At 73.7% G+C, this 25,464-nt stretch carries 24 protein-coding genes; 11 read left to right on the top strand and 13 right to left on the bottom strand.

All coding sequences use genetic code 11. The features are described 5' to 3' along the window. Positions 1–174 precede the first annotated feature (174 nt). A complete protein-coding gene (gene purB / locus ACFYMU_RS25385; RefSeq protein WP_388377381.1) occupies positions 175–1,617 on the top strand; it encodes an adenylosuccinate lyase in 1,443 nt (480 codons plus the stop codon). On the opposite strand, the gene ACFYMU_RS25380 is transcribed toward purB, so the two are convergent. Together ACFYMU_RS25380 and ACFYMU_RS25375 are read right to left on the bottom strand one after the other, a co-directional pair. After that, on the bottom strand, positions 1,511–2,482 hold the full coding sequence (locus tag ACFYMU_RS25380; protein ID WP_388377378.1) for a hypothetical protein: 972 nt from the start codon (positions 2,480–2,482) through the stop codon (positions 1,511–1,513). The two genes, purB and ACFYMU_RS25380, sit on opposite strands and share 107 nt — an antisense overlap. 101 nt (positions 2,483–2,583) lie before the next feature. After that, positions 2,584–3,027 (bottom strand): hypothetical protein, encoded by a 444-nt coding sequence (locus tag ACFYMU_RS25375; RefSeq protein WP_388377375.1) that lies wholly within the window; start codon positions 3,025–3,027, stop codon positions 2,584–2,586. A 164-nt stretch (positions 3,028–3,191) separates the two neighbouring features. Between ACFYMU_RS25375 and ACFYMU_RS25370 the strand changes: the two genes are divergently transcribed. Beyond that, on the top strand, positions 3,192–4,349 hold the full coding sequence (locus ACFYMU_RS25370) for an ROK family protein (protein ID WP_388377372.1): 1,158 nt from the start codon (positions 3,192–3,194) through the stop codon (positions 4,347–4,349). Between the two features lie 127 nt (positions 4,350–4,476). On the opposite strand, the gene ACFYMU_RS25365 is transcribed toward ACFYMU_RS25370, so the two are convergent. After that, complete coding sequence (locus ACFYMU_RS25365) at positions 4,477–5,235, bottom strand: GntR family transcriptional regulator (RefSeq protein WP_388377369.1); 759 nt, start codon at positions 5,233–5,235, stop codon at positions 4,477–4,479. Positions 5,236–5,459: 224 nt separating this feature from the next. On the opposite strand from ACFYMU_RS25365, the gene ACFYMU_RS25360 reads away from it, so the two are divergent. From ACFYMU_RS25360 to ACFYMU_RS25350, 3 genes are all read left to right on the top strand, one after another. Next, complete coding sequence (locus ACFYMU_RS25360) at positions 5,460–6,290, top strand: alpha/beta fold hydrolase (protein WP_388377366.1); 831 nt, start codon at positions 5,460–5,462, stop codon at positions 6,288–6,290. A 151-nt stretch (positions 6,291–6,441) separates the two neighbouring features. After that, positions 6,442–8,028, top strand: coding sequence for an alkaline phosphatase D family protein (locus tag ACFYMU_RS25355; RefSeq protein WP_388377363.1), 1,587 nt, complete (start codon positions 6,442–6,444; stop codon positions 8,026–8,028). Positions 8,029–8,335: 307 nt separating this feature from the next. Then, the gene (locus ACFYMU_RS25350; RefSeq protein ID WP_388377360.1) at positions 8,336–9,766 is read left to right on the top strand and encodes a GNAT family N-acetyltransferase; all 1,431 of its coding nucleotides are present in this window, start codon (positions 8,336–8,338) and stop codon (positions 9,764–9,766) included. 96 nt (positions 9,767–9,862) lie between these two features. On the opposite strand, the gene ACFYMU_RS25345 is transcribed toward ACFYMU_RS25350, so the two are convergent. Further along, positions 9,863–11,089 carry a trans-sulfuration enzyme family protein gene (locus ACFYMU_RS25345; RefSeq protein ID WP_388377357.1) on the bottom strand — a complete coding sequence of 409 codons (1,227 nt, stop codon included), beginning with the start codon at positions 11,087–11,089 and terminating at the stop codon, positions 9,863–9,865. A 60-nt stretch (positions 11,090–11,149) separates the two neighbouring features. Here ACFYMU_RS25345 and ACFYMU_RS25340 point away from each other — a divergent pair, with 60 nt between their 5' ends. Both ACFYMU_RS25340 and ACFYMU_RS25335 read left to right on the top strand, forming a co-directional pair. After that, a complete protein-coding gene (locus tag ACFYMU_RS25340) occupies positions 11,150–11,653 on the top strand; it encodes an Lrp/AsnC family transcriptional regulator (protein ID WP_388377354.1) in 504 nt (167 codons plus the stop codon). Positions 11,654–11,707: 54 nt separating this feature from the next. Next, positions 11,708–13,402 (top strand): DUF885 domain-containing protein, encoded by a 1,695-nt coding sequence (locus ACFYMU_RS25335; RefSeq protein WP_388377351.1) that lies wholly within the window; start codon positions 11,708–11,710, stop codon positions 13,400–13,402. Between the two features lie 129 nt (positions 13,403–13,531). On the opposite strand, the gene ACFYMU_RS25330 is transcribed toward ACFYMU_RS25335, so the two are convergent. Next, positions 13,532–14,047: an immunity 21 family protein gene (locus tag ACFYMU_RS25330; RefSeq protein WP_388377349.1), complete on the bottom strand. Its 516-nt coding sequence runs from the start codon at positions 14,045–14,047 to the stop codon at positions 13,532–13,534. Between the two features lie 50 nt (positions 14,048–14,097). Next, positions 14,098–14,613, bottom strand: a complete 516-nt coding sequence (locus ACFYMU_RS25325) for a rhodanese-like domain-containing protein (protein WP_388377617.1) — start codon at positions 14,611–14,613, stop codon at positions 14,098–14,100. Between the two features lie 182 nt (positions 14,614–14,795). On the opposite strand from ACFYMU_RS25325, the gene ACFYMU_RS25320 reads away from it, so the two are divergent. Next, positions 14,796–15,242, top strand: a complete 447-nt coding sequence (locus ACFYMU_RS25320) for an Lrp/AsnC family transcriptional regulator (protein ID WP_388377346.1) — start codon at positions 14,796–14,798, stop codon at positions 15,240–15,242. A gap of 7 nt (positions 15,243–15,249) precedes the next feature. Here ACFYMU_RS25320 and ACFYMU_RS25315 read toward each other — a convergent pair whose 3' ends face one another. From ACFYMU_RS25315 to ACFYMU_RS25295, 5 genes are all read right to left on the bottom strand, one after another. Then, entirely contained in the window at positions 15,250–18,243 is a 2,994-nt protein-coding gene (locus ACFYMU_RS25315) for an AAA family ATPase (protein ID WP_388377343.1), read from the bottom strand. A 37-nt stretch (positions 18,244–18,280) separates the two neighbouring features. Continuing rightward, positions 18,281–19,444, bottom strand: coding sequence for an exonuclease SbcCD subunit D (locus ACFYMU_RS25310; protein WP_388377340.1), 1,164 nt, complete (start codon positions 19,442–19,444; stop codon positions 18,281–18,283). A gap of 265 nt (positions 19,445–19,709) precedes the next feature. Beyond that, on the bottom strand, positions 19,710–20,348 hold the full coding sequence (locus tag ACFYMU_RS25305) for a YigZ family protein (RefSeq protein WP_388377337.1): 639 nt from the start codon (positions 20,346–20,348) through the stop codon (positions 19,710–19,712). 126 nt (positions 20,349–20,474) lie between these two features. Beyond that, positions 20,475–21,029: a SixA phosphatase family protein gene (locus tag ACFYMU_RS25300; RefSeq protein ID WP_388377334.1), complete on the bottom strand. Its 555-nt coding sequence runs from the start codon at positions 21,027–21,029 to the stop codon at positions 20,475–20,477. Continuing rightward, entirely contained in the window at positions 21,026–21,709 is a 684-nt protein-coding gene (locus tag ACFYMU_RS25295) for a hypothetical protein (RefSeq protein ID WP_388377331.1), read from the bottom strand. Before ACFYMU_RS25295 ends, ACFYMU_RS25300 begins: the two co-directional genes overlap by 4 nt. 163 nt (positions 21,710–21,872) lie before the next feature. On the opposite strand from ACFYMU_RS25295, the gene ACFYMU_RS25290 reads away from it, so the two are divergent. The 3 genes from ACFYMU_RS25290 (at position 21,873) to ACFYMU_RS25280 (ending at position 24,006) form a co-directional block, all read left to right on the top strand. Then, positions 21,873–22,280: a CoA-binding protein gene (locus ACFYMU_RS25290; RefSeq protein ID WP_388377328.1), complete on the top strand. Its 408-nt coding sequence runs from the start codon at positions 21,873–21,875 to the stop codon at positions 22,278–22,280. 208 nt (positions 22,281–22,488) lie between these two features. Further along, positions 22,489–23,151 carry a protein-L-isoaspartate(D-aspartate) O-methyltransferase gene (locus tag ACFYMU_RS25285; RefSeq protein ID WP_388377325.1) on the top strand — a complete coding sequence of 221 codons (663 nt, stop codon included), beginning with the start codon at positions 22,489–22,491 and terminating at the stop codon, positions 23,149–23,151. Positions 23,152–23,823: 672 nt separating this feature from the next. Further along, positions 23,824–24,006 carry a hypothetical protein gene (locus tag ACFYMU_RS25280; RefSeq protein WP_388377323.1) on the top strand — a complete coding sequence of 61 codons (183 nt, stop codon included), beginning with the start codon at positions 23,824–23,826 and terminating at the stop codon, positions 24,004–24,006. A gap of 41 nt (positions 24,007–24,047) precedes the next feature. On the opposite strand, the gene ACFYMU_RS25275 is transcribed toward ACFYMU_RS25280, so the two are convergent. After that, entirely contained in the window at positions 24,048–25,058 is a 1,011-nt protein-coding gene (locus tag ACFYMU_RS25275) for a cation diffusion facilitator family transporter (protein ID WP_388377321.1), read from the bottom strand. Then, positions 25,039–25,449, bottom strand: coding sequence for a hypothetical protein (locus ACFYMU_RS25270; protein ID WP_388377318.1), 411 nt, complete (start codon positions 25,447–25,449; stop codon positions 25,039–25,041). The genes ACFYMU_RS25275 and ACFYMU_RS25270 overlap by 20 nt, the downstream gene beginning before the upstream one ends. Positions 25,450–25,464 lie beyond the last annotated feature (15 nt).

Here is a 25,464-nt window from a genome sequence, read left to right as displayed (position 1 = left end):
ATCGCCTCGGCAGCACGACGCTCAGGGACCCGCCGCATAGGGGCGGCAGACGCCCGGAGGGGCCGTCGCAGACGGGGGCCGCCGCCGGGCCCCTGTCGTGACGCGGGTCTCGTAGCTTCCGCCGGATCGCCCCATGGCGCTGGCCTGCACGATTCGCCAGTAGAATCCGTACACGTGACTGCTGCGCCCGCAAAGCCCCGTATCCCGAACGTCCTCGCCGGACGCTACGCCTCCGCCGAGCTCGCCACGCTCTGGTCCCCGGAGCAGAAGGTGAGGCTGGAGCGGCAGCTCTGGCTCGCCGTGCTGCGGGCCCAGAAGGACCTGGGGATCGAGGTCCCGGACGCGGCGATCGCCGACTACGAGCGCGTCCTCGACCGGGTCGACCTCGCCTCCATCGCCGAGCGCGAGAAGGTCACCCGGCACGATGTGAAGGCACGGATCGAGGAGTTCAACGACCTCGCCGGGCACGAGCACGTGCACAAGGGCATGACCTCCCGCGATCTGACGGAGAACGTCGAACAGCTGCAGATCCGGCTCTCGCTGCAGCTGATGCGCGACCGTACGGTGGCCGTGCTGGCGCGCCTCGGAAAGCTCGCCGGCGAGTACGGCGAGCTGGTCATGGCCGGCCGTTCCCACAACGTGGCCGCGCAGGCCACCACCCTCGGCAAGCGTTTCGCGACCGCAGCGGACGAGTTGTTCGTCGCCCTCGCCCGGGTCGAGGAGCTGCTGGGCCGGTATCCGCTGCGCGGCATCAAGGGCCCGATGGGCACGGCGCAGGACATGCTCGACCTGCTGGGCGGGGACGCCGGCAGGCTCGCGGAGCTCGAGCGGCGGATCGCCGGGCACCTGGGCTTCTCGCACGCCTTCACGTCGGTCGGCCAGGTCTACCCGCGCTCGCTCGACTACGAGGTCGTCACCGCACTGGTGCAGCTGGCGGCCGCGCCGTCGTCGCTGGCGAAGACGATCCGGCTGATGGCCGGGCACGAGCTGGTGACCGAGGGTTTCAAGCCCGGTCAGGTCGGCTCGTCGGCGATGCCCCACAAGATGAACACTCGCTCCTGCGAGCGCGTCAACGGCCTGATGGTGATCCTCCGCGGCTACGCGTCGATGACCGGCGAGCTGGCGGGCGACCAGTGGAACGAGGGCGACGTGTCCTGCTCGGTGGTGCGCCGCGTCGCGCTGCCGGACGCCTTCTTCGCGCTGGACGGCCTGCTGGAGACGTTCCTGACGGTGCTCGACGAGTTCGGCGCCTTCCCCGCCGTGGTCGCCCGTGAGCTCGACCGCTATCTGCCGTTCCTGGCCACGACCAAGGTGCTGATGGCCTCGGTGCGTGCGGGCGTCGGCCGCGAGGTGGCCCACGAGGCGATCAAGGAGAACGCGGTCGCCTGCGCCCTCGCGATGCGCGAGCAGGGAGCCGAGCGCAACGAACTGCTGGACCGGCTGGCCGCCGACGAGCGCATCCCGCTCGACCGCGCCGGACTGGACGAGCTGATGGCGGACAAGCTCTCCTTCACGGGCGCCGCGGCCGACCAGGTGGCCTCGGTCGTCGGTCGGGTCGAGGAGATCGTGAAGCGGTACCCGGAGGCCGCCGGCTACACCCCTGGGGCGATCCTCTGACCCGGTTCACCCCGGCGGAGCCGGAGGCCGCCCGCGGCCGTCTGCTACCGGACGTGGTCGCGGACGGCCTCACCCTGCTCTTCTGCGCCGGTCCGGGGCCTGCGGCCTCTCCGCGCCCCGGACGCCGTCGGCCTCGACGATGACCACGACGGCCAGGAGGTGAGGGCCGCATCCGCAGCCCCGGGCCGGTCGTCGCACTCCGGGAAGACGCCGGGAAGGATCCGCCGAACCGGGAGATCAGCGTCTCCAGCCGCTGGACGTACCCGGGCGGCCCTTCGTCTCCGTCCACGTCGAACTCGAACTCCAGCTCTTCAAGAAGACATCGGAGCCACTCGCGGTTCATCGGAGTGATCGGCTCCTCCCAGTCCCCCTCGTCGTCCGGGTCGGTGACCGCATCGCCGGGATCGTCCTGCGGCAGATCAGGATGGGAGTCGAGGTAACGCTCGAGCCAGGGTATCGCGACGGCGCCGACCTGCTGCCGGCTCCAGGTTTCCCAGGCGTCTTCGTCCAGCGTTGCCCCCGGCCCCACGAAGAAGGCGATCGGGGTGCGCCGGTGGATCTCGAGCACCCACCGCTCCACCTCGGCGCCGAACGCCGCAGCCGCCTCCTCGGTGACGGGGTGCTCGCCGCCGCCCCAGCCGTGCGCGACCGTGAAGTCGTAGACGTCACCCGGCGATTCGCAGGAGAACAGCCCGTCGTCGCCGTGGAAGAAGCCGTGGATCGGCTCAGGGCAGGAGCGGGCGACCAGCGCGAGGTCCGCCTCGGAGACCGGCTCGCGGAACGCGATCCAGGCCCCGTCCGCCTTGCCGAAGGTGTCCGGGTCCAGTGGACCGTGGTTGAGATACACGAACGGGAAATCCGACATCTGTCACCGCTTTCGTGAATGGCCGTATCGGGGTTGCGTGGGACGGCCGCGACGACGGCCGAGGAGTTCGGGTGGCTGCGAAAGCCGCGGCGGCGTGGCCGTCATGGCGGGTCCTCGTCCGTGACGGCCGCGAGAAGGCGTATCTCGTCCGTCTCGTCCCGCTCGGCCACGCCGAGGGCCACCCACCGTCCGGCGCCGTCCACCTGCCACAGGCACAGCTGGTGCACCAGGACGCCGAGCGTCGCCCAGGGCTCCGGGATCTCCTCGCCCCGCGCGAGACGCACGCCGGCGGTCAGCGGCCCCCAGAACCGGCCCTGCCCCCACCGGTCGTCCAGCCGCCGGGCTATCGCCTCCTTCCAGGCGTCGAAGTCCTCCGCCGTCCGCTCCCGCTCACCACCGTCTCCCGTCCGGAGACCGACACTCGTCCGTAACGCGACGACATGGAACCGGGGTCCGCCGAAGCCCGCGTCCGACCCGCCGCACCGCGCGGGGAACTCCCGCGCGCACAGCAGGTCGATGGCGGCCAGGTCCTGGTCGATGGTCATGGCTCCAGTAGACCAGCGCCCACTGACATCTGGCGGGGCCTCAGCCGTCTCGCGGCCCCAGGGGTCCCGGCGCCGGTCCGCACGCCGGGGAGCCCGGCTCTCGCGGGGGTGCACCGGGCCGGGTACGATCCGCCCCACACGCGCACGAGCTGGGAGGACTTACGTTGGGGCGGCTGACCGGCGGGGATCCCTCTCTGCTGCGGCGGATCAACTCCGCGGTGGTGCTGCACGCGCTGCGCGCCACGGACTGCGCGACCCTCACCGAGATCACCGGGGTGACCGGGTTGTCCCGGCCGACCGTCGAGGGTGTGGTCGAGGGGCTGATCGAGGCCGGGCTGGTGGTCGAGAAGGCGGCCGAGGAGGGCGCCGCGCGACGCCAGGGCCGCCCCGCGCGCAGGTTCCGGTTCCGGGCGGAGGCGGGTCATCTGCTGGGCCTGGACGTGGGGGCCCACCGGGTGACGGCGCTCCTCGCCGACCTCGACGGCCGGGAACTGGGCACGCTGTCCAGGGAGGTGGCCGAGACGGCGTCGGCGGACGAGCGTCTGGAGCGGCTGCGGGGCACGGTCGCCGAGTTGCTGCGCCGGGCGGGCGTGGCCCGCGGTTCGCTGCGCGCGGTCGGTGTGGGCAGCCCCGGGATCGTGGAGGCGGACGGCACCGTGCGCCTGGGGACCGCCCTGCCCGACTGGACCGGTCTGCGGCTGGGTGAACGCCTCAGTCGCTCCTTCAGGTGCCCGGTGCTGGTCGAGAACGACGCCAACGCGGCGGCGGTGGCCGAGCACTGGAAGGGTGCCGCCGTCGAGTCCGACGACGTGGTGTTCGTGCTGGCCGGGCTGAGCCCCGGCGCGGGGTCGCTGATCGGGGGGCGGCTGCACCGCGGCTACGGCGGGGCGGCCGGGGAGATCGGGGCGCTGCACCTGCTGGGCCGCGAGGCGAGTCCGGAGACGCTGCTGTCGACGACGGACGAGCCGCTGCAGCCGCTGGACGAGCAGCAGGTCGCCGACGTGTTCGCGCTCGCCCGGGACGGCGACCAGCGTGCCCGCGCCGCCGTGGAGCGTTTCATCCAGCGGCTCGTGCACGACGTGGCGGCACTCGTCCTCGCCCTCGACCCCGAAGTGGTCGTCATCGGCGGCTGGGCGACGGGCCTGGACGGCGTACTGGACCCGCTGCGCCGGGAGCTGGCCCGCTATTGTCTGCGCCCGCCGAAGGTGGCGCTGTCCCGGCTGGGTGAGGCCGCGGTGGCGACGGGGGCGCTGCGGCTGGCGCTGGACCACGTGGAGGAGCAACTGTTCGCGGTGGAGGGCACGGTGACGGGACGGCGCTGATCGCGGCGCACCGGGGTGTCCGGTCGCCGACGCGTCGGCGCGCCGGGGTCCCGCGGCGCGCCCGGGCAACCCGCCCCGATGAAGTCGTGCGCCCTCACGACGTGCCGCGGTGTCCGGCGCGCGACGGTCAGGAGGCGCGGCGCTCCGGGTCGTGGTGGATCTCGACGCCCCCCGCGTCGCCGAAGGTGAGGCGGCATGTGTCCGCGCGGTACGTCGCGACGGAGACGGCCGCCGTACGGCCCTCGGCGTAGTAGCGGGTGGTGACGACGAGGACGGGCGCGCCGGGCAGCCGGTCGAGTTCCTTGGCGTCCTCGGCGCTGGCCGAACCCAGCTCGACGGCCTGGTCACGGCCCTCGAGGTGCAGATGCTGGAGCTCGCGCAGCACGGCACCCGCGCGTGCCGCACCGGAGGGCGCGTCGATGGCGGACAGGTCGGGCACCGAGACGTCCGGGACGTAGAGCAGCTCGGCGGCGACGGGCTGGCCGTGTGTCACACGGGAGCGGCGCACGGTCTGCACCTGCTCGTCCCTGCCGGTCTCCAGGAGGCCGGCCACCGCGCCGGGCGGGACCGCGACCGTGCAGTCCACGGGCCGCCAGGCGTCGTCGGCACCCGGCCAGGCGTGCTGCTCGGAGCCGACGGCCACCCCCACGCGCGGCGGGGCGACGGTCGTCCCGACGCCGCGGCGGCGGTGCAGCCGGCCTTCGAGCTCGAGCTGTTCGAGGGCTTGGCGGAGCGTGGCGCGGGCGACGCCGAAACGGGCCGCGAGTTCCCGCTCGTTCGGCAGGATCTGCCCTACGGAGAACTCGGAGTCGAGTGCTTCGGTGAGCACGGTCTTGAGGTGCCAGTACTTGGGCTCCGGCACCGATTCCAGCTGCGTGGTCCCCACCCTGTCCTCCGCAATCGCCGTGGCCCGGCGGCGTTTTAGCGCCCTTGTTTATTAAAGGTTGTTGCACTTCTCTGCGACCATAGGGCGGCACCCCCCCTTGGTCAAGACCAATCCTCGATCGCTTGCCGGCGGCGCGGCGCCACTCGGGGCTACCCGTCAGTAGCAGTTGCTGACAAGCTGTCTACGCACGTTTGCCGGTGTGTCTCCAGACGAGGAGCAGCAGCATGGCCGCCACGGTCTCCTTCAGCGTCCCCTCTCCGCACGGCCCGCGGACCGTGACCGTCTCCTACGCGCGCGTGGGTACCGGGGAGCCGCTGCTCCTGCTGCACGGCATAGGCCATCACCGGCAGGCGTGGGACCCGGTGGTGGACATCCTGGCGACCGAGCGCGACGTGATCGCGGTCGACCTTCCGGGCTTCGGCGCGTCCCCGGCCCTCCCGGACGGACTCTCCTACGACCTGTCGACCGTGGTGCCCGCCCTCGGTTCGCTGTGCCGAGCGCTGGAGATCGACCGGCCGCATGTGGCGGGCAACTCCCTGGGAGGTCTGCTGGCCCTCGAACTCGGGCGCCAGAAGCTCGTACGGTCCGTCACCGCGCTCTCCCCCGCCGGATTCTGGACCCCGGCCGAGCGGCGGTACGCGTTCACGGTGCTCCTCGCGATGCGGCACGCCGCGCGCAGGATGCCCCTGCCGGTGGTGGAGCGGCTGTCACGCACCGCGGCCGGGCGCACGGTGCTCACGAGCACCATCTATGCCCGCCCGCACCGCCGCTCACCGGAGGCCGTCGTCGCCGAGACGCTCGCGCTGGCGCGCGCCGAGGGGTTCGCCGAGACCCTTCGGGCGGGCACGTCCGTCCGGTTCACCGAGGACGTGCCCGGGCTGCCCGTCACCGTGGCGTGGGGCACCAGGGACCGGCTCCTGGTGCGCCGTCAGGGTGTCCGTGCCAAGCAGATCATCCCCAAGGCCCGGCTGGTGCGCCTGCCGGGCTGCGGACACGTCCCGATGAACGACGACCCCGCGCTGGTCGCGCGGGTCGTTCTGGACGGCAGCCGCTGAGCGTCCGCGGGACGGTGCGCCCGGCTACACGCTCGGCGTGGTTCCCGTGTGCCCGCGGTCAGTTGTTCACTTGTGGTTTGCGTGTGCGCTGCGGCGCACCAGTAGGTGTGGCAGTGCCCATCGGCCGGAACACGTCTCTGGAGGCGCATCCATGTCACACCGTCCCTTCCCCGGCCGCCGCAGCGTCCTGCGCGGCTCGCTGGCCGCGTCGGCGGCCCTGACCCTGCCCACCGCGCTCGGTGCGGCGCCGGCGTTCGCCCTGTCCGGACGGCCGAAGGCCGGATGGGGGGTGCAGGCCGGAGACGTGAGCGCCCACTCCGGTCTCGTGTGGGTGCGCTCCGACCGCCCGGCCCGCATGATCGTCGAGACCGCCGCGACGGAGTCGTTCGGCAGCCCGCGCAGATGGCAGGGCCCGCTGATCGGCGCGGACACGGACTTCACGGGCACCACGCGACTGCACGGGCTGCCGGCGGGCGAGCAGATCCACTACCGGGTGCTCCTGGCCGACCCGGACGACCCGCGGCGCACCGGTGAGCCCGTGCAGGGCACCTTCCGCACGACGCCGCTCGGACGGCGCCGCGGAGTGCGCTTCCTGTGGTCCGGCGACCTGGCGGGCCAGGGCTGGGGCATCAACCCGGACCTCGGCGGCTACCGGATCTACCGGGCGATGGCACGGCTCGACCCGGACTTCTTCCTCCACAGCGGCGACAACGTCTACGCCGACGGGCCGATCTCCCCGACCCAGGCCCTGCCCGACGGCGGCACCTGGCGGAACATCACCACCGAGGAGAAGTCCAAGGTCGCCGAGACCCTGGCCGAGTACCGCGGCAACTTCCGCTACAACCTGCTGGACGACAACCTCAGGCGGTTCAACGCCCAGGTGCCGTCGATCATCCAGTGGGACGACCACGAGGTGCGCAACAACTGGTACCCGGGCGAGGTCATCGCCTCTTCGGACACCCGCTACACCGAGAAGAGCATCGATGTGCTCGCGGCCCGGGCCCGGCGCGCGTTCAGCGAGTACGTCCCGATCCCGACGCTGCGGCCGGGCGACCGCGAGGGCCGGGTGTACCGGGTCGTGCGGCACGGTCCGCTGCTGGACGTCTTCGTCCTGGACATGCGCACCTACCGCAACGCCAACTCGCCCGACGACCAGACCGTCGACCCGCAGGGCATCCTGGGCGCCGAGCAACTGGAGTGGCTCAAGCGGGAGCTGGTGCGCTCGCGTGCCGTGTGGAAGGTGATCGCCGCCGACATGCCGCTCGGGCTGGTCGTACCGGACACCACGGAGAACAAGCCGCACATCGAGGCGGTGGCGCAGGGCGATCCGGGCGCGCCGCTCGGGCGGGAGCTGCAGATCGCGGAACTGCTCCGGTTCATCAAGCACCGGAGGATCACGGGGACGGTGTGGCTGACGGCCGACGTGCACTACACCTCGGCACAGCACTACCAGCCCTCGCGCGCCGCCTTCACCGACTTCGAACCGTTCTGGGAGTTCGTCTCGGGGCCGCTGAACGCCGGCGCGTTCCCGGCGAACACGCTCGACGGCACCTTCGGTCCGGAGCGCGTCTTCGTGAAGGCACCGACCGCGTCGAACGTGTCGCCCGCAGGCGGCTACCAGTTCTTCGGCCAGGTCGACATCGACGGGGACAGCGGGGAACTGACGGTCCGGCTCCGCGAACAGGACGGGACCGTGCTGTTCACACAGGTGCTCCAGCCGGGGCGCGTGGGCCAGTGACCGGCCCGGAAGGACCGCCGGCCTGAGGGCGGGGCCGGCCTGAGGGCGTGGCCGACCGGACGGCCGGGGCCCGGCCGCGTCCGCGCCGGTCGCCCGGGCCGCCGCCGGCTCGCGTACCCTCGAACACCACTCCGCGCACCGGAGTCATCCCCCGGTGCGCGGCGTTCCGCCTGCCGGAGCCGGAGCGCCGGGCGGGCCCGCAGTCCCGGTGTTCGCCAAGAGAACAACAAAAGGGGCAGAACGACACTTAACCGATCGGTCACAAAGCGTTTGTGATCACGCAACACCCTTCCTTCACAGTGATTGCATGACTCCAGACGTATCTGATGTGACGAGGACCAGGCACGGCCGCCCGGTGCACCACTGGCGACGGGACGTGGTCGAACTCGCCGCGCTCTTCACGGCGGTCGCGGTGGCGGACGTGACGGCCAATCTGATCGGGCACGGACCCGACGGCCCCGCGCTGCTGGTGCTGTCCGCGGCGGTGCTGGCCGCGACGGCCGGCTTCCACATCTGGTGGGCACGCCGCCACGGTCACGCACCGCCCACGAGCCATACCGGCGCCCGGCCGCTCACCGAGGGGCAGCAGGCCGGGCCGTCCGACACCGACACGGCCGACGGGGCGACCGCGCTGTGGCGGATGCGGACGACGGTCAGGGACGAACCGGGTTCTCTGGCCGCACTGTGCACGGCGCTGGCCGGGCTGCGCGTGGACATCCTGACCCTGCAGACGCATCCGCTGGCGCAGGGCACCGTCGACGAGTTCCTGCTGCGTGCCCCGGCGGAGCGGGACGCGGCCGCCATCTCGCGGGCCGTCGCGCTGGCCGGCGGCGCCGGGACCTGGATCGAGCGGGCCGACGCGCACGATCTGGTCGACACGCCGACCCGAGTGCTGGGGCTGGCCACCCGCACCGCGCTGGACGCCGCGGAACTTCCGCTAGCATTGCGGCAGTTGCTTGGCCGGTGCACCATCCGCTCACTCCCCGCCGCCGCCTCCGGCTCCGGCCCGGCGCAGGACGGCGCTCCCTTCGAGGGGGCCCTGGAGGACACAGTGATGCGGCTGCGGGCACCGGAGGGTGGGGTGATCACGGTGGAGCGGCCGTATCTGCCGTTCACGCCGACCGAGTTCGCGCGAGCGCGGGCGCTCACGGAGCTGGACGCGCGGCTCGGTCCGCGCATCCCGCGCAGCCAGGACGTGCTGACGCTCCCGGAGGGCAACGCGATCACCGTGCGGCGGGCCGACACCTCGGACCTCGACGCCGCCAAGGAGATGCACACCCGCTGCTCGCCCCACACGCTGAGGATGCGCTACCACGGCCCGGTCAAGGACGCGGACCGCTACCTCAACCATCTCCTCAGCCCCCGCTTCGGCCGGACGCTCGCGGTGCAGACGGCGTCGGGCCGCGTCGTCGGCCTCGGCCACCTGCTGTGGGACGGGGAGGAGACGGAGGTCGCGCTGCTCGTCGAGGACGCCTGGCAGCGGCGCGGGATCGGTGGCGAACTGCTCGGGCGGCTGGTCGCGATGGCGGTCGAGGCCGGCTGCGAGAGCGTCTACGCGGTCACCCAGGCGTCCAACACGGGCATGGTCGCCGCGATGCGCGGCCTCGGGCTGCCCCTCGACTACCAGATCGAGGAGGGCACCCTTGTGATCACGGCCCGGCTGGACGCCACCCCGGTGGCCTCGCGCCCGCCGTACGGGCAGGCGTGCGAGCACGGCACGCGGGGCGCACGGGACTGACGGCAGGCGCTGACACGGACGGCCCGGCGTGCCCCGCCGGGCCGTCCGGCGTGCGGCCGCGGGGCGGGTCGCCCGCCACCGTCCCGCGTCCCGGTCCTACCGCCGCGCGGCCTCCTTCGGCCGCGTCCCGCCCCCGGCCCGCCCGGCACCCAGCGCGCCCTCCAGATCGGCCCAGAGGTCCTCGACGTCCTCCAGGCCCACCGAGAGCCGCAGCAGACGGTCGCTCACCCCGGCGTCCCGGCGGTCGGTCGCGTCCACGATGCGGTGGCTGATGGACGCGGGGTGCTGGATGAGCGTGTCGACGCTGCCGAGACTCACCGCGGGGGTGATCAGCCGCACGCCGGCGATCACCGCGTGCGGATCGCCGTGCACCTCGAAGGCGATCATCGCGCCGCCGATCCGGGGGTAGTGGACACGGGCGACCCGCGGGTCCGCCGCGAGCCGCCGGGCGAGTTCCGCCGCGGTGGCGGACGCGGCCCTCACCCGTACCGGCAGCGTCGACAGGCCGCGCAGCAGCAGATAGCCCGCCAGCGGGTGGAGCACCCCGCCCGTCGCGAAGCGCACCTGCCGCAGCCGGCGCGCCAGCTCCTCGTCGCAGGCCACCACGCCGCCCATCACGTCACCGTGCCCGCCCAGGTACTTCGTGGCGCTGTGCAGCACCAGCCGGGCCCCCTGCCCGGCGGGGCGCTGCAGCACGGGGGTGGCGAAGGTGTTGTCGACGAGCAGCGGCACCGAACCACAGGCGTGGGCGACCGCGCGCAGGTCGATCTCCGCGAGCGTCGGATTGGCCGGGGACTCGACCAGGACGAGGCCGGTGTCGGGACGCAGCGCGTCCGCGACACCCGCCGGGTCGACCCAGGTCACCTCCGAGCCCAGCAGCCCGGCGGTGAGCAGATGGTCGCTGCAACCGTACAGCGGTCGTACGGCGACGACATGGCGCAGCCCGAGCGCGTTCCGGGCGAGCAGGACGGCGCTCAGCGCGGCCATGCCGCTCGCGAAGGCGACCGCGCTCTCGGTGCCCTCCAGCCGGGCGAGCGCGGTCTCGAAGCGGGCGACGGTGGGATTGCCGAGCCGCGCGTAGACGGGCATGCCCGTCAGCTCAGCGCCGTCGGCCGCGAAGGCGTCGAGCCGCGCGGCCTCGCCCCGGCTGTCGAAGGAGGGGTAGGTCGTGGAGAGGTCCAGGGGCGCGGCGTGCAGGCCCTGGGCGGCGAGGTCCTCGCGCCCGGCGTGCACGGCCTCGGTGGCGAACGCCCGGCGGGCGGGGTGGCCCGCGGCGCCGCATCCGTCCTGCGCGTCGTACGCGTCATGAGTACGGAGATCCATGGGTGGCAGCCTGAACAGTGAACGGGGTCGCAGCGCGGAATCCCGTGTTACGTTCGACGCATGGCCGCATCAGTCGTACTGGACCCGGTTGATCTCCATCTGCTGCGGCTGTTGCAGAACGACGCACGGGCGACGTACCGCGACCTCGCCGCGCAGGTCGGGGTCGCGCCCTCGACGTGCCTCGACCGGGTGGCCCGGCTGCGCCGCTCGGGAGTGATTCTCGGCCATCAGCTGCGGCTCGACCCGGCGAAGCTGGGCCGCGGCCTCGAGGCGCTGCTGTCGGTGCAGGTCAGACCGCATCGGCGGGAGCTCGTGGGGCCGTTCGTGGAGCGGATCCGTGCGCTGCCCGAGTCCCGTACCGTCTTCCATCTCACCGGACCCGACGACTATCTCGTGCATGTGGCGGTGGCGGACATGACGGATCTGCAGCGGCTGGTGCTGGACGAGTTCACCGCCCGCCGCGAAGTGGCACGGGTGGAGACCCGGTTGATCTTCCAGCAGTGGGACTGCGGCCCGCTGCTGCCGCCCGGCCATGCCTTGCCGAAACCCGCTGAACAGGCGTGACCGGGCGAGGAATCCTCGTGACGCGGACCACGTCGCCGTATGAATATGGTCCGCATGTCAGACACCACCAAGAGCCTCCTGCCACGGGAGGTCGCCGACGCCTACGTCGACGCCCTCGTCGCCCTCGACCCGATCACCGGCACGTACCTCGGCGTGAAGGAGAGTTCGAGCAGACTGCCCGACACCTCGCCCGCGGGCCAGGAGGCACTCGCCGAGCTGGCGCGGGAGACCCTCGCACGGCTCGACGAGGCGGAGCGCCGCCCGGGGGCGGACAGCGACATCGAGCGCCGGTGCGCACGCCTGCTGCGCGAGCGGCTCACCGCCGAACTGACCGTCCACGAGGCCGACGAGGGTCTGCGGACGGTGGGCAACATGCACACCGCGGTGCACGGCGTGCGGGAGGTCTTCACCCTGACCCCCGTCGCGACGGAGGAGGACTGGGCCGCGGTCGCCGAGCGGCTGCGCGCCGTACCGGCCGCCGTGCTCGGCTACCGCGACTCGCTCGCCCTGGGTCTGGAGCGCAAGCTGTACGCCGGCCCGCGGCCGACCGCCACCTTCGTCGAGCAGCTCACGGAGTGGTCCGACCTGGACGGGCAGGGCCGCGGCTGGTTCGAGGACTTCGCGGCCCAGGGTCCCGAGTCCCTGCGTACGGAGTTGGACGAGGCCGCCCGCGCGGCGACCGCGGCCGTCGTCGAGCTGCGGGACTGGGTGCGTGATGTGTACGCGCCCACGATCGCGGGCGCGCCCGACACGGTGGGGCGCGAGCGCTACGCCCGCTGGGCGCGCTACTTCAACGGCACGGACCTGGACCTCGACGAGGCGTACGCGTACGGCTGGTCCGAGTACCACCGCCTGCTCGGCGAGATGAAGAAGGAGGCCGAGAAGGTCCTTCCCGGCGCCGAGACCCCGTGGGTGGCACTCGCGCACCTCGACGAGCACGGCACGCACATCGAGGGCGTCGAAGAGGTCCGCGTGTGGCTGCAGGGCCTGATGGACGAGGCGATCGAGGCGCTCGACGGCACACACTTCGAACTCGCCGAGCGGGTGCGGAAGGTGGAGGCGTGCATCGCACCGCCCGGCAGCGCGGCCGCGCCCTACTACACGGCCCCGTCGGCCGACTTCTCCCGCCCCGGCCGGACCTGGCTGCCGACCATGGGGCAGACCCGGTTCCCGGTCTACGACCTCGTCTCGACCTGGTACCACGAGGGCGTCCCCGGCCACCACCTCCAGCTGGCCCAGTGGGCACACGTGGCCGACGACCTCTCCCGGTACCAGGCGACGGTGGGCGGCGTCAGCGCCAACGCGGAGGGCTGGGCCCTGTACGCGGAGCGCCTCATGGACGAGCTGGGCTTCCTCACCGATCCGGAGCGGCGGCTCGGCTACCTGGACGCCCAGATGATGCGGGCGGTCCGCGTCATCATCGACATCGGCATGCATCTGGAGCTGGAGATCCCGGCGGACTCGCCGTTCCGGCCGGGCGAGCGCTGGACGCCGGAGCTGGCGCACGAGTTCTTCGGCGCCCACAGCAGCCGTCCCGCGGACTTCGTCGAGAGCGAGCTGATCCGCTACCTGTCGATGCCGGGCCAGGCGATCGGTTACAAGCTGGGCGAGCGGGCCTGGCTGCTGGGCCGCGAGAACGCCAGGAAGCGCCACGGCGACGCGTTCGACGCGAAGGCGTGGCACATGGCGGCGCTCTCGCAGGGCTCACTGGGCCTGGACGACCTGGTGGACGAGCTGTCCCGGCTCTGACCGCGCGTCCGGTGGCCGGACCGTGCCGTCGGCGCGGGCCCGGCCACCGTTTCACCGGCAGCCGCCCTCCGCGTCGAGGGCGTCACCGTCCGCGCGGGGCCACCGTCCGGCGCACCACCGGTTCCGGGCTCAGGCCCCCGCCCGACGCATCTGCACCAGGCCCACCCACACTTCAGGACCGGGCTCGACGTACGCCGCCCGTACCGTGTACCGCCCCGGTTCCAGCGACACGCGCAGATGGTCGGTGCGCACCGACTCGTTCCCCGGCCAGGCGGCGTCGAAGAGCACCAACGCGCCCGGCACGTCCCACTGCACCTCCGGCTCCCACTGCGCGACGTCGAGCGCCTCGGGAACGCGGGCGAGCAGCGCGGCCTCGGAGTCCGCGGCACACCACCGTACGAACGTGCCGTGCTCCGGCAGGAAGGCGGTGGAGGCGGGATCGTCGCCCAGCACCAGGGCGCGGGTGTCGCCGACCGGCAGCAGCCCGATCTGCCCGTCGACCTCGCAGGCCCGGTCGTAGTCGGAGGACAGTTCGTCGCCGTCGGCGCCCGCCCAGAACGGCAGCACCACCTCGGGTATCGCGATCAGTGGCCCGCCGCCCGACTCCACCCATTCGACCGCACCTGGATCCGCGTATCTGACCATGCCCAGAAGCTACACGCACGGACGGTGGCGGAGTCACGGCTTCCGTTCGGTCAGCACCCGCAATCCGCCGTCTCCTCGGGGGCGGTGAGAGGGTCGGCCGCGCGGCGTTCACGGCCTCTGCCGGTCTCGTACTCGAACCCCTCGCGCACCCAGTACTCGAAGCCGCCGAGCATCTCCTTGACCTGGAAGCCGAGTTCGGCCAGGGCCAGGGCCGCCCGGGTCGCTCCGTCGCAGCCCGGCCCCCAGCAGTAGGTGACCACCGGGACGGCCCTGTCGAGGAGTTCTCCGGCCTGCTCGGGGATCAGCGCGGTGGGCAGGTGCGCCGCCCCGGGGATGCGGCCCTGGTCCCAGGACGCGGTGGACCGCGAGTCGAGGACGACGAAGCCGGGGTCGCCGCCGGCCGAGAGCGCGGCGGCGACATCGGAGACGTCGGTGTGAAGGGCGAGGCTCGCCCGGAAGTGGGCGGCCGCGGTGGCCGGGGCGGCCGGCGGCACCCGCAGCACGGGGTTCACGTCGGTCGCCGTGGTCACCTCGGCCGTCGCGGCCGTCGCGGCCGTCGCGGTCATGTCGGTCGTCGTGGTCGTCATCGTTCCGTGGTCCTTCCCTGTCCCCCGGCTCCGAGCGCCGTCCGCTCCGGCCGCCGCGGGCTCCGACAACGGGAAATCTACGGGCGCGACGTCGTCGGTTGAAGGAGAGATCCACGGCCCTCCACTTGATCCACCGGGGATTCCCCTGCTATGCACCGTGGATGACCGCATATTCCCCGGACGCCACCGACTGGCGCATTCTCGATGTCCTCCAGCGGGACGGCCGCGCCAGCTTCGCGGAGCTGGCCCGTGCCGTCTCCATGTCGCCGAGCGCGGTCACCGACCGGGTGCGCCGGCTCGAGGAGGCCGGTGTCATCCAGGGATACGCGGCGATCGTCGACCCGGAACGGCTGGGCCTGCCGGTTCTGGCGTTCGTGCGGCTGCGCTATCCCACCGGCAACTACAAGCCGTTCCACGACCTCGTCGCCGCCACGCCCGAGATCCTGGAGGCGCACCACGTCACCGGCGACGACTGCTTCGTCATCAAGGTCGCGGCACGCTCGATGAGGCATCTGGAGGAGGTGTCCGGCAGGATCGGCACGCTGGGTTCGGTGACGACGAGCGTCGTCTACTCCTCGCCCCTGCCCCGCCGCCCCGTCGGCCGCTGAGCCGCCCTCATCCCGCTCCGCGCTGCCGCACGACCGAGCCCGTCCGGCCCTTCACGACCTCCAACTGCGCGGGGATGCGCCGCCGCAGGTCCGCCACATGGCTGACGATGCCCACGCTGCGGTCCCGCTCCCGCAGGGCGTCGAGCACGTCGAGGACCTCGTCGAGGGTCTGGTCGTCGAGGCTGCCGAACCCCTCGTCGATGAAGAGGGTGTCGAGACGGACCCCGCCGGCCTCGTCGGAGACGACGTCGGCGAGGCCGAGGGCGAGGGCGAGCGAGGCGAAGAACGTCTCGCCGCCGGAGAGGGTCGCCGTGTCGCGCTCCCGGCCGGTCCACGCGTCGACGACGTGCAGTCCGAGGCCGCTGCGGCCGCGTCCGGAGCGGTCGTCGGAGTGGACGAGGGTGTAGCGGCCCGAGGACATGCGCTGCAGCCGTACGGTCGCGGCGGCGGCCACCTGTTCGAGGCGGGCGGCGAGCACGTAGGACTCCAGGCGCATCCGGCGGTCGTTGTCCGCGGAGGTGCCGGCCACCAGGGACGCCAGCCGGGCCACCCGGTCGTACTTCTCACGCAGTGGCGCCAGCCGCCGGACGGCAGCGGTGGCGCGCGCGGACAGCCGGTCCAGCTCGGCGCAGCGGCGGGCCGCCGCGTCCCGGGCGGAGACCGCCTCCTGGAGCCGGCGGGCCGCCGCCCCGGCGGCCCGTTCGGCGCCCGGAAGGTCCGCGGGCGGCTGCTGCGCGGCGGCCGTCGTGCCGGCCTCGGCCAGCACCGCGCGCACGGCGGCCTCCTCCTGCTGCCGGGCGTCCAGCCGCCGTTGCAGTTCGCGGTGGGCGTCGTCGTCGAGGAGGGCGGCGGCCGCGGCCTGCGGGGTGTCGAATCCGGCGCGGAAGGCGGCGTCGGCGAGGCGTGCGTCGACGTCCTTGAGGCGCTGCGCGGTGTCCTCGGCGGCGCGCACCGCGTCCGCCGCCTCGGAGAACAGGGCAGCGTCGCGCTCCAGTTGCGCCGAGCGGGCCGCCACACTCGCTGCGTTGCCCCGGGCGCGCGCCAACTCCCCTTCCAGCGCGGTCCGTTCCTGCCCGAGTGCCTCCCGTCGGGAGAGGCGGGCCGCACCGCGCAGCGCGGCCTCCTGCCGGGCCGCGGTACGCCGCTCGTGCTCGTGCTCGGCCCGTCTGAGCTCCTCCTGCGCGGCGTGCAGGTGCGAGGCGCCCAGCCGGGCGGCGCCGTGGAGCCGCTCCAGCTCCTCGGCTTCCTCCGTCAGCCGCGCGGCCGGTGTGTCGCCGGCCTCCGCGGTGGCGGCGGCCAGTGCCTCGCGCAGGGCGCCGTGGCGCCGTTCGTCCTCGGCGAGTTCCTCGTCGGCGCTCCGGCAGGCGGCGAGCGCCCGCTCCTCCGCCTCCCGGTCCACGTGCCCGGCGACCTTCCGCGCGGGCGCCGGGTGGTCGACGGCGCCGCAGACGGCGCAGGGTTCGCCCTCGACGAGGCCGGCGGCGAGTTCCGCCGCGATGCCCTGGAGGCGCTGTTCCTTCAGCTCCAGCCAGTGTTCCCGGGCTTTCAGCGCGCGTTCGCGGGTGGCGAGGGCACGGGTCTCGGCCGCTTCGGCGTGCCGGGCGAGTTCGTCGCGCCGGCGGGCCGCCGCCAGCCGCTGCTGCGCGGGTTCACGCCGCGCCGCGAGCTGCTCGGCCAGGGCGGCGGCCTGCCGGGCGGCCTCGATCCGCTGCTGCAGGCCCGATCGGGTGCCCTCCCAGTCGGCGAGCCAGTCCTCGGCGTCCTGCAGGACCGCCTCGTCGGCGCGCTCCTCACGGTCCAGGTCGGTCCGCTCCACGGCGAGTTCGGCCAGGCGGCGCTCGGCGCGGCGGGCGGAGGCCAGACCGCCGAGTTCCTCGGCGGCCCGGCGCGCCGCGGCGGCGAGCCCCGCGGCCCCGGCTCCGGCGAGGGACTGCGGGAGCCGGGCACGCGTGCGTGCCTCCTCGGCTGCGGCTCGCCGGTGCTCGGCCTCCGCGGCATCCCGCAGGTCCAGTGCGGGCGCCACGGCCTCCGCCTTGCGGGCGCGCTCCATACGCGCCTGCGCCTCACGATGGGCGTCGGCCCCGTCCTGAAGCAGCGCCGCCCGCTCCCGGGCCTCGGCGAACCTCCGCTGCAGCCGCGCACGTTCGCGTATGTCCTCCAGGTGGCGCTCGGCGGTGGTGCGGGCCGACTCGGCGGCCGTACGGGCGCAGTGCGCGACGGTGAGCCGCTCACGGGCCGTGCTGCGGGCGACGGCGGCCCAGCCCAGGACGGCCTCGGCCAGCCCGGGGTCGCCCGGGGCGAGGTCCGGCAGCGGCAGGACGTCGCCTGCCGCCTGCTGCATCCGGTGCGCGTCGGCGAGCAACGCGGTGTCGCCGTCGCGCACATCGGTCTCCGCGGTGCGGCGCCGCTCGGCGAGGCGCTTCTCCGCCTCGGCGAAGCGGTGGGTGTCGAAGAGGCGGCCGAGCAGCTTGCCGCGTGCCTCGGCGTCGGCGCGCAGGAATCGGGCGAAGTCGCCCTGGGGCAGCAGCACGACCTGGCAGAACTGGTCGCGGCTCATGCCGAGGAGCCGGGTGATCTCCTCGCCGATCTCCTGGTGGGAGCGGCTGCGGTCCTTCCAGGCGCCGCCCGTCGCGTCGTACTCGCGCAGCCGGCTCTCCGCCTTGTCGGTGGTCGTGCCCGTGCCGCGCTTCTTCGGGCGTTCCCAGGGCGGCAGCCGGGTGACTTCCAGCCGGCGCCCGGCGACCGTGAGGTCGAGACGGATCTCGGTACGCGTCCCCGGCGCGGCGTGGTCGCTGCGCAGGGTCGTGCCCTGACCGCTCTGCCGGGCGCCGGGCACGGCCCCGTACAGCGCGTAGCACACGGCGTCCAGGACGGACGTCTTGCCGGCGCCCGTGGGTCCGTGCAGCAGGAACAGGCCGGCGGCGGACAGTTCGTCGAAGTCGACCGTCTGGGTGCCGCCGAAGGGGCCGAAGGCGGTGATGTCGAGCCGGTGCAGCCTCATCGGTTCCTCTCCCCGTCGCCGACCGTCGTGGCGGCCCTCACCGGGCGGCCTCACTGATCGCTTCGTCCGCGCGTACCGCGTCGAACACGTCCTGGAGCAGGGCCCGTTCGCGCGGGTCGGGGCCCGCTCCGCGCACATGGGCCACGAAGTCCTCCGCGATCTGCCGGTCGGAGCGGCCCGCCAGCCGGCGTGCGTACGACACCGCGGCCTCCCGCGGGCCGCGCTCGGGGTCGAAGACGAGGCTGAGCGTGTGCGGGAAGCGCTCGGTCAGCCGTGCCATGGGCTCGGGGGGCCGCACCGGGTCGGTGAGGGTGGCCTCGACCCATGCCTCCCGATGTAGTTCGAGCCCCGGGTCCGCGAGCAGTTCCGCCAACCGCCCCCGGATCCGGGCGAGTCGCCGCGGCACCGGGCAGTCGACACGCTCGGCCGTCACCGAGCCGTCGGCCCCCAGGTCGACGAGCCACATGCCCTTGCGGTGGCCGGCCTCCGAGAAGGAGTACGGCAGCGGTGAACCGGAGTAGCGCACGCGTCCGGTGATGGTCTGGCTGCCGTGCAGATGCCCCAGTGCCACGTAGTCCACGCCGTGGAAGACGCCTGCGGGCACCGCGGCGACCCCGCCGACGGTGATGTCCCGCTCGCTGTCGCTGGGCTCGCCGCCGGTGACGAAGGCATGGGCGAGGACGACGGAACGGGTGCCCGGCGCGCGCGTGGCGAGGTCGGCGCGGACCCGGTCCATGGCGGCCCCGAGCACCGCCTCGTGGCCCGCCTTCTCGACCCCGAACTCGTCCTTGACCAGGCCCGGTTCGAGATAGGGCAGGCCGTAGAAGGCGACGTCTCCGTGGGCGTCGGCCAGCACCACCGGCGTTCCGCAGGCCGCGGGTTCCGTGCGCAGATGGATGCCCGCGCGGCCGAGGAGCCCGGAGCCGACGCCCAGGCGGCGCGCCGAGTCGTGGTTGCCGGAGATCATCACGGTGGGCACGCCCGCGTCGGCGAGGCGGTGCAGGGCGTGGTCGAACAGCTCGACGGCGGGGAGCGGCGGCACCGCGCGGTCGTACACGTCCCCCGACACGACCACCGCGTCCACGCCCCGCCCGCGCACGGTGGCGACGAGGTGGGCGATGAACTCGGCCTGGGCGCCGAGCATGTCCACCCGGTGGAACGCCCGGCCCAGATGCCAGTCGGAAGTGTGCAGCAGCCTCATGATCCCCGAGACTAACGGCCGGGTCCGACATCACGGGCGGTCACTCCCGAACCGGGCCGCGCCCAGGCGCACGGGGCGGCGCCGCCCGGCCGGGCATGTCCGATTCGGAGGGCTCACCCGCCCCGGGCGGTTCCACGAGCCCGACGCGGTGCGGCACGGGGGAGAGCCCACGCCGGAACCGTCACGGGGAGAAACCGACCCGGGAACCGTCACGGGGAGAAACCGACCCGGGAACCGTCACGGGGAGAAACCGGCCCGGGAACCGTCACCGTCCTGAGTCCGCGTCACCGTACGCCTCCCCGCCCAGTTCGAAGCCGGCGGTGCCCGCGGTGGCGTCCGCGAGCCACGCCCGGAACGCGTCCACATCGGCGTCCGGCAGCCCGATCTCGATCGTGACGGCCTCCCCGTACCGCACGTCCCGCACCTCGCGTCCGGTGGACCGCAGGTCGTTCTGCACCTTGCCCGCACGCTGGTGGTCGACCGTCAGCGTGGCGAGCCGGAAGCGGCGCCGGGTGACCGTGCCGAGCGTGTCGAGCGCCTCGCCCACCGCTCCCCCGTAGGCCCGGATGAGTCCGCCCGCGCCGAGTTTGACGCCACCGAAGTACCGGGTGACGACGGCGACGACGTACCGCATGTCGCGGCGCAGCAGCATCTGCAGCATGGGGACGCCCGCGGTGCCGCCCGGTTCACCGTCGTCGTTCGCCTTCTGGATAGCGGCGTCGGCCCCGATGACATAGGCGTAGCAGTTGTGGGTGGCGTCGGCGTGTTCCTTGCGGACGCCCGCGATGAAGTCCTGGGCCTCCTGCTCCGTGGCGGCCGGGGCGAGGGCGCACAGGAAGCGGGAGCGGTTGACGTCGGTCTCGTGCACGCCCGCGCGGGCGACTGTGCGGTACTCGTCCTGCATCGGGCCAGCGTATGCGGCGCCCGGACGCGTGGGGCATCCGGGCCGGGCCCTCGGCCGTCACCGCCGTCCTCGCCTGCACCCTGGTCACCCGGGTGGCCGAGCGGCCCGACGCGGGGCAAGAGGCCGCTACGGGGCGCCCTTCGGCTTCCTGCCCCTCGGCACGATCAGGTCCGTCAGGAGTGCCGCGCCGGGGGTGAGCGCCTCCCAGGTGCTGCCGTGCCAGGCGAGGACGGCGATCGCGGAGGTGGGGAACTTGGCGCGGACCCGCTCCAGTGTGTCGTCGAGCCCGTCCCCGGCGAGGGTGAGCACGAGGTCCGCGAGGCCGGGGTTGTGCCCGATGAGCAGCAGGGTCCTCACGGGTGCGGGCACCTCGCGCACGGAGTCGAGCAGGTCCGGCACATCGGCGGCGTACAGCCGGGACTGCAGCCGCACCGGCGGCGGTGTGCCCCACTGGGCCGAGGCCAGCTCCCACGTCTGGCGGGCGCGGACGGCCGTCGAGCACAGCGCGAGGTCGGGCAGGCAGTCCGTCTCCGCGAGCGCGCGCCCCGCGGCCGGGGCGTCCCGGCGGCCGCGCGGTGCGAGCGGCCGTTCCTGGTCGGGGACACCGGCGGGCCAGGCGGACTTGGCGTGCCGCAGGACGACGAGTCGGCGCAGCGGGCCCGCGGCGGGGCGGGTGATCACGGTCTGGCCCCGATGTCGCGGGTGAGGTCGAGACCGAGCAGCCGGTCGGCGTGCGCGAACGTCTCGAAGCGCGCCCCGTCCGGTACGTCGTCGGCGCCCTCCACTCGCCGCAGCACCTCCAGGACGGCCGGCACGTCGAGGTCGTCCTCCCAGGCCGCGCGCAGGTCGCGCCGTACCTGCTCGGGGATGGGCCTGGAGGGGCGGGTCGCCCAGGAGGCGACCGCCATGCGCCAGCGCACGAGGGTGTCCCGGGCGTCGGACAAGGTGCCCGTGTCCAGGTCGACGGGAAGCCCGCGTGGGGTGGCGAGCAGGGCGAGGCGCAGGGCGGACGGCGGCGTGGAGGTGCCCGCGGGTCCGGTCGCCGGGGCGACCTCGACGCGTACACCGTCGGGCGCGCCGCCCTGCGCCCCGACGACGTGCAGGGCCCGTCCGACGCCCGGCGCGTCCGGCTCTCCGGGGCGGATGCCGAGGTCGTCGGCGCGCTCCCGGAGCGCGGCGGCGGGCGCGGCGACCGTGACGACGGGCGTTCCGCCGAGTTCCAGGGCTCGGGCCAGCGCATCGGCCACCAGCAGCACCCGGAGGGCCGAGGTGTCGGCCCCGGCCACGTGTGCGTGGACGCGGGTCAGGCCCGGGCGGACGTCGACGGGCTCGCCGCTGCGGGCGTCGGTGATACGGAGCACAGAGGTGAGCGTAGGCGTGCCGGGCCCCCCGCGCAGGGAGGAGGGTGCCGTTCCGGACGGACGCGCGCCGTCTGCCGGGGAATCGCCCCCTCCCGGCCGCTGTTGGCTCCCACAGCAGGCGACGCGGGAGTGCCGCGCCGCGGGACATCGAGGGAGAACGGCCGTGTACGGCGACTCAGCAACGATCCGCAAGATCCTCACCGAGCTGGGCGACACGTGGGCGATCGTCGGCCTGTCCACGAACCGGCGCCGTGCGGCCCACGGGGTCGCGGCCGTCCTCCAGCGCTTCGGCAAGCGCGTCGTGCCGGTCCACCCGAAGGCCGAGACCGTCCACGGCGAACGGGGCTACCCGTCCCTGGAGGCCGTCCCCTTCGACATCGACGTCGTGGACGTCTTCGTGAACAGCGAACTCGCCGGCGCGGTCGCCGACGAGGCCGTGGCCAGGAACGCCGAGGCGGTCTGGTTCCAGCTCGGCGTGATCGACGAGGCCGCGTACGCGCGCACCCGCGCCGCGGGCCTCGAGATGGTCATGGACCGGTGCCCGGCCGTCGAGATCCCGCTGCTCGGGTAACCACGCCGGCCGCCGGTGTCCTCTCCGGCACCGCTCGGCCGGGCCACCTCTCGTGCGCAGCGGAGCCCCGGCGGTCTCCTGACGACGCGCGCAAGGAGGTCGCGCCGCGCACGGCCGCTCAGCTGCCGTGACCGGAGAGGTTCACCGTCTCGCGACGCCCGGCACGGCACTGGGCCCTGGGCCTAGGCTGGCGGTGAGGTGAACCGCCGTGGACTCCGTACCCAGCGGGCCCGAGGATCTCGTGCGGGCCCTGCGAGCAGTGGGCATCAGGGACGAGCGGCTGCTCGAGGCCGTGCGGACGACGCCCCGCGCCGACTTCGTCCCGGCCGACCGGGCGGCCACCGCCTACCGGGACGTACCCGTGCCGATCGGTGAGGGGCAGGTCACGACGCAGCCGTCGCTGTCCGCGATGATGATCGAGGGCCTCGGTCTGGAGGGCGGCGAGCACGTCCTCGAGGTCGGTACGGGGCTCGGTTTCCAGACCGCGCTGCTGGCCCGGCTGGCGGCCGACGTGGTCAGCGTCGAGGTGCGGCCCGACCTCGCCCGGCGGGCGCGGGACAACCTCGCGCGGCAGGGCGTGCGGAACGTGGAGCTCCGGGTCGGTGACGGCAGCGGCGGTGTGCCGGACCGGGCCCCGTACGACGGGATCGTGGTGTCGGCCGCTTTCCCGGAGGTTCCCGCGCCGCTGGTGGAGCAGGTACGGCCGTCCGGCCGCCTCGTGCAGCCGATCGGACCGGGCGGGCACGAGCGGGTGGTGTGTTTCGTGCGCACGGCGTCGGGGCTCGAGGAGCGGCGGGTGCTGACCGGGGCGTGCTTCGTCCGGTTGCAGGGACGGTACGGCTTTCCGCCGGACGACACGGACTCCGCCTGAGGGCCGCAGGGGCTTCCGCCCGTGGGAGCCCCCGCCCCCGTCCGGGAACGGCGCCGTCCGGCGTGCCGCAGCCCCGCGAGCGTGGTCGCCCCGGCACGGCGCACATGCGCGCGACTTACCCGTACGGGTGGGCGGCAAGCGCCCTTACGGGTGAACGGATGTGCGGGTCGGGCCGGTCGGCGTGGCCCGCGCGGATATCTTGATACCGGTAAGTAACTGGTCAGGCGGCGACGAGGAGTTCGCCCCCGTCTCCGCCGGCGTCGATGAGATGGACCGCCCAGGCGCCGAGCTCGCCGGACCCGATGACGCCGTCCGCGCCCACTCGCGGAGCAGGACGACGCGGTCACGGGCATCGTGCCGCTCGACGTGCGGGCCCGCATCTTGCCGACCAGTGGCGGAAACGGTCGGAGCGCCCCTCCTCCGGGATTGCGCCGCTCGGTATCGCGACGGACCGACGCACGGGCACCGAGGCCCGGCGTCCCCAGCCCGCACAGAGCACCACGAAGATCAACCGATCTGGACGAGGAATCCTCGAGGATGTGGGTTCGCAGTCGGCGGGCGCTGCGTGATCAGAGGCGTCCGCCTGTCTTCGTCGAGGTCTTCGCACCGTGATCTTCGCACCGTGACGAAGTCTCTCGGAAGCAGCGGCTGACACCTTCCGGGAGGCGGCACATGTGGACCGTACTGGAGCAAGTGGCCGTGGCCGCGCCGCAGCTCTTCTTCTGCACCATCGGCCTGTTCGTGGTGATGATCCTCCTCTCCCTGGCCATCAGCCTGCGCCGGGCGGAGGCGTCGGAGCGCCCCGAGATCATCAGGGCTCTCGCGGACCTCATGGCGTTCTGGAAGAAGCGATGACCGCAAGAAGCGGTGACCGCGCGGGCGCGACGGCCTCGCCCTCAGTGGGGGTGCGGCTCCTCCCGGTGGACCGGGCCGTGGGGTGCCTCGCAGTGGCCGGGGTCGCCGGCCCCGGTCCGGTCGCCCGGCAGGGCCACCTGCAGGACCTGTTCCGGAGCGTGGTCGACCTGAAGGGTGGTGTGGGTGATGCCGTAGTCGTGACGCAGGAGTTGCTCCAGGTCCCGCCGTACGGCGTGGCAGTCGCCGCCCGTTTCCACCAGGACGTGGGCGGACAGCGCGGCCTGGCCTGAGGTGATCTGCCAGACGTGCAGATCGTGCACCTCGACGACGTCCGGCCGGGCCACGAGCCGGTCGCCGAGCAGGTCCGGGTCGACGTCGGCGGGCGCCGCCTCCAGAAAGATGCGGCCGGAGTCGCGCAGCAGCCCGTACGCGGCCTTCGCCATCAGGGCGACGACCACCAGGGTGGCGACGGGGTCGGCGCGGTCGGCCCCGGTCAGGAGGACGACGAACGCGGCGGCCGCGGTGCCGATGAAGGCGAACAGGTCGTTCAGGACGTGCTGGTAGGCGCCCTCGACGTTCAGGGAGGTGCGGTTGGCCTTCGAGATGCACCAGGCGGCCGTCACGTTCACGACGATGCCGACGAGCGCCGTGGCCAGCATCGGTCCGCCCGCGACCTGCGGCGGGTCGATGAGCCGACGCACGGCCTCGTACGCCAGCCAGGCGCCCAGCAGGAGCAGCGTGAGGCCGTTCGCCTGGGCGGAGAGGATCTCCGCGCGCTTGAGTCCGTAGGTGAAGCCGCCGCGGGCCGGGCGGGCGGCGAGCCTCATCGCGACGAGGGCGAGCACGATGGACGCGGCGTCGGTGAGCATGTGGGCCGCGTCGGAGATCAGGGCCAGGGAACCGGCGACGACGCCCACGGTCACCTCGGCCGTCATGAACACCGCGATCAGGCCGAGCGCGGCCGCCAGCCAGCGGCGGTCGGTGTCCGCCGCCACGCCGTGGGAGTGCCCGGCGTGGCCGCCCGGGTCGTGCTCATGACCGTGAGCGTGCATGTGCGCTGCCTTCCCCCTCGGATCGGTTGCCTCGACCGCAGTGAAACGCATGGCGGTGCCGCCGGGCAAAGGCTGCACCGGTGACCGTTGTCATGTCCGATAGTACGGCGCTGACCTGCGCGAACGTGATGACACCGAAGGGAGCGCCGGAGTCCGCCCGCGCGTCGTACGCCGAGCGCCCGGCCAGGCGGTGGCGGCTCGGCGAACCGGCGAAGGCGACCTCGGCGCGCCGTGCCTCCCGGGCCCGGGCCACCGCCTCGGTGTCGGGAACCGTGCCGGAGGAGTCGCCGTCGGGGTCGGACGGCGAGGAGAACAGGGGCGGCGCGTCCTGGCCGACAAGGACCGCCGGAACCGAGCGGTGTTCCACATCGGCCGGGTGCCGCACCGTCATCGGGCGAAGGCGGTC

The sequence above is a fragment of the Streptomyces sp. NPDC007264 genome, from assembly GCF_042869095.1.
In the GTDB taxonomy this organism is placed as follows: domain Bacteria; phylum Actinomycetota; class Actinomycetes; order Streptomycetales; family Streptomycetaceae; genus Streptomyces.
Note: the sequence above shows the minus strand (reverse complement) of the source record. Positions and strands in the feature narration are given on the sequence as shown.

What these genes read in the sequence shown, in the direction of transcription:
- ACFYMU_RS25340 (WP_388377354.1), top strand. Translation starts at nt 11,150, where the DNA reads ATGGCCGCATCAGTCGTACTGGACCCGGTTGATCTCCATCTGCTGCGG.
- ACFYMU_RS25350 (WP_388377360.1), top strand. Translation starts at nt 8,336, where the DNA reads ATGACTCCAGACGTATCTGATGTGACGAGGACCAGGCACGGCCGCCCG.
- ACFYMU_RS25305 (WP_388377337.1), bottom strand. Translation starts at nt 20,348, where the DNA reads ATGCAGGACGAGTACCGCACAGTCGCCCGCGCGGGCGTGCACGAGACC.
- ACFYMU_RS25360 (WP_388377366.1), top strand. Translation starts at nt 5,460, where the DNA reads ATGGCCGCCACGGTCTCCTTCAGCGTCCCCTCTCCGCACGGCCCGCGG.
- ACFYMU_RS25345 (WP_388377357.1), bottom strand. Translation starts at nt 11,089, where the DNA reads ATGGATCTCCGTACTCATGACGCGTACGACGCGCAGGACGGATGCGGC.
- ACFYMU_RS25335 (WP_388377351.1), top strand. Translation starts at nt 11,708, where the DNA reads ATGTCAGACACCACCAAGAGCCTCCTGCCACGGGAGGTCGCCGACGCC.
- ACFYMU_RS25320 (WP_388377346.1), top strand. Translation starts at nt 14,796, where the DNA reads ATGACCGCATATTCCCCGGACGCCACCGACTGGCGCATTCTCGATGTC.
- ACFYMU_RS25355 (WP_388377363.1), top strand. Translation starts at nt 6,442, where the DNA reads ATGTCACACCGTCCCTTCCCCGGCCGCCGCAGCGTCCTGCGCGGCTCG.
- ACFYMU_RS25275 (WP_388377321.1), bottom strand. Translation starts at nt 25,058, where the DNA reads ATGCACGCTCACGGTCATGAGCACGACCCGGGCGGCCACGCCGGGCAC.
- ACFYMU_RS25375 (WP_388377375.1), bottom strand. Translation starts at nt 3,027, where the DNA reads ATGACCATCGACCAGGACCTGGCCGCCATCGACCTGCTGTGCGCGCGG.
- ACFYMU_RS25270 (WP_388377318.1), bottom strand. Translation starts at nt 25,449, where the DNA reads ATGACGGTGCGGCACCCGGCCGATGTGGAACACCGCTCGGTTCCGGCG.
- ACFYMU_RS25315 (WP_388377343.1), bottom strand. Translation starts at nt 18,243, where the DNA reads ATGAGGCTGCACCGGCTCGACATCACCGCCTTCGGCCCCTTCGGCGGC.
- ACFYMU_RS25310 (WP_388377340.1), bottom strand. Translation starts at nt 19,444, where the DNA reads ATGAGGCTGCTGCACACTTCCGACTGGCATCTGGGCCGGGCGTTCCAC.
- ACFYMU_RS25380 (WP_388377378.1), bottom strand. Translation starts at nt 2,482, where the DNA reads ATGTCGGATTTCCCGTTCGTGTATCTCAACCACGGTCCACTGGACCCG.
- ACFYMU_RS25325 (WP_388377617.1), bottom strand. Translation starts at nt 14,613, where the DNA reads ATGACCGCGACGGCCGCGACGGCCGCGACGGCCGAGGTGACCACGGCG.
- ACFYMU_RS25280 (WP_388377323.1), top strand. Translation starts at nt 23,824, where the DNA reads ATGTGGACCGTACTGGAGCAAGTGGCCGTGGCCGCGCCGCAGCTCTTC.
- ACFYMU_RS25330 (WP_388377349.1), bottom strand. Translation starts at nt 14,047, where the DNA reads ATGGTCAGATACGCGGATCCAGGTGCGGTCGAATGGGTGGAGTCGGGC.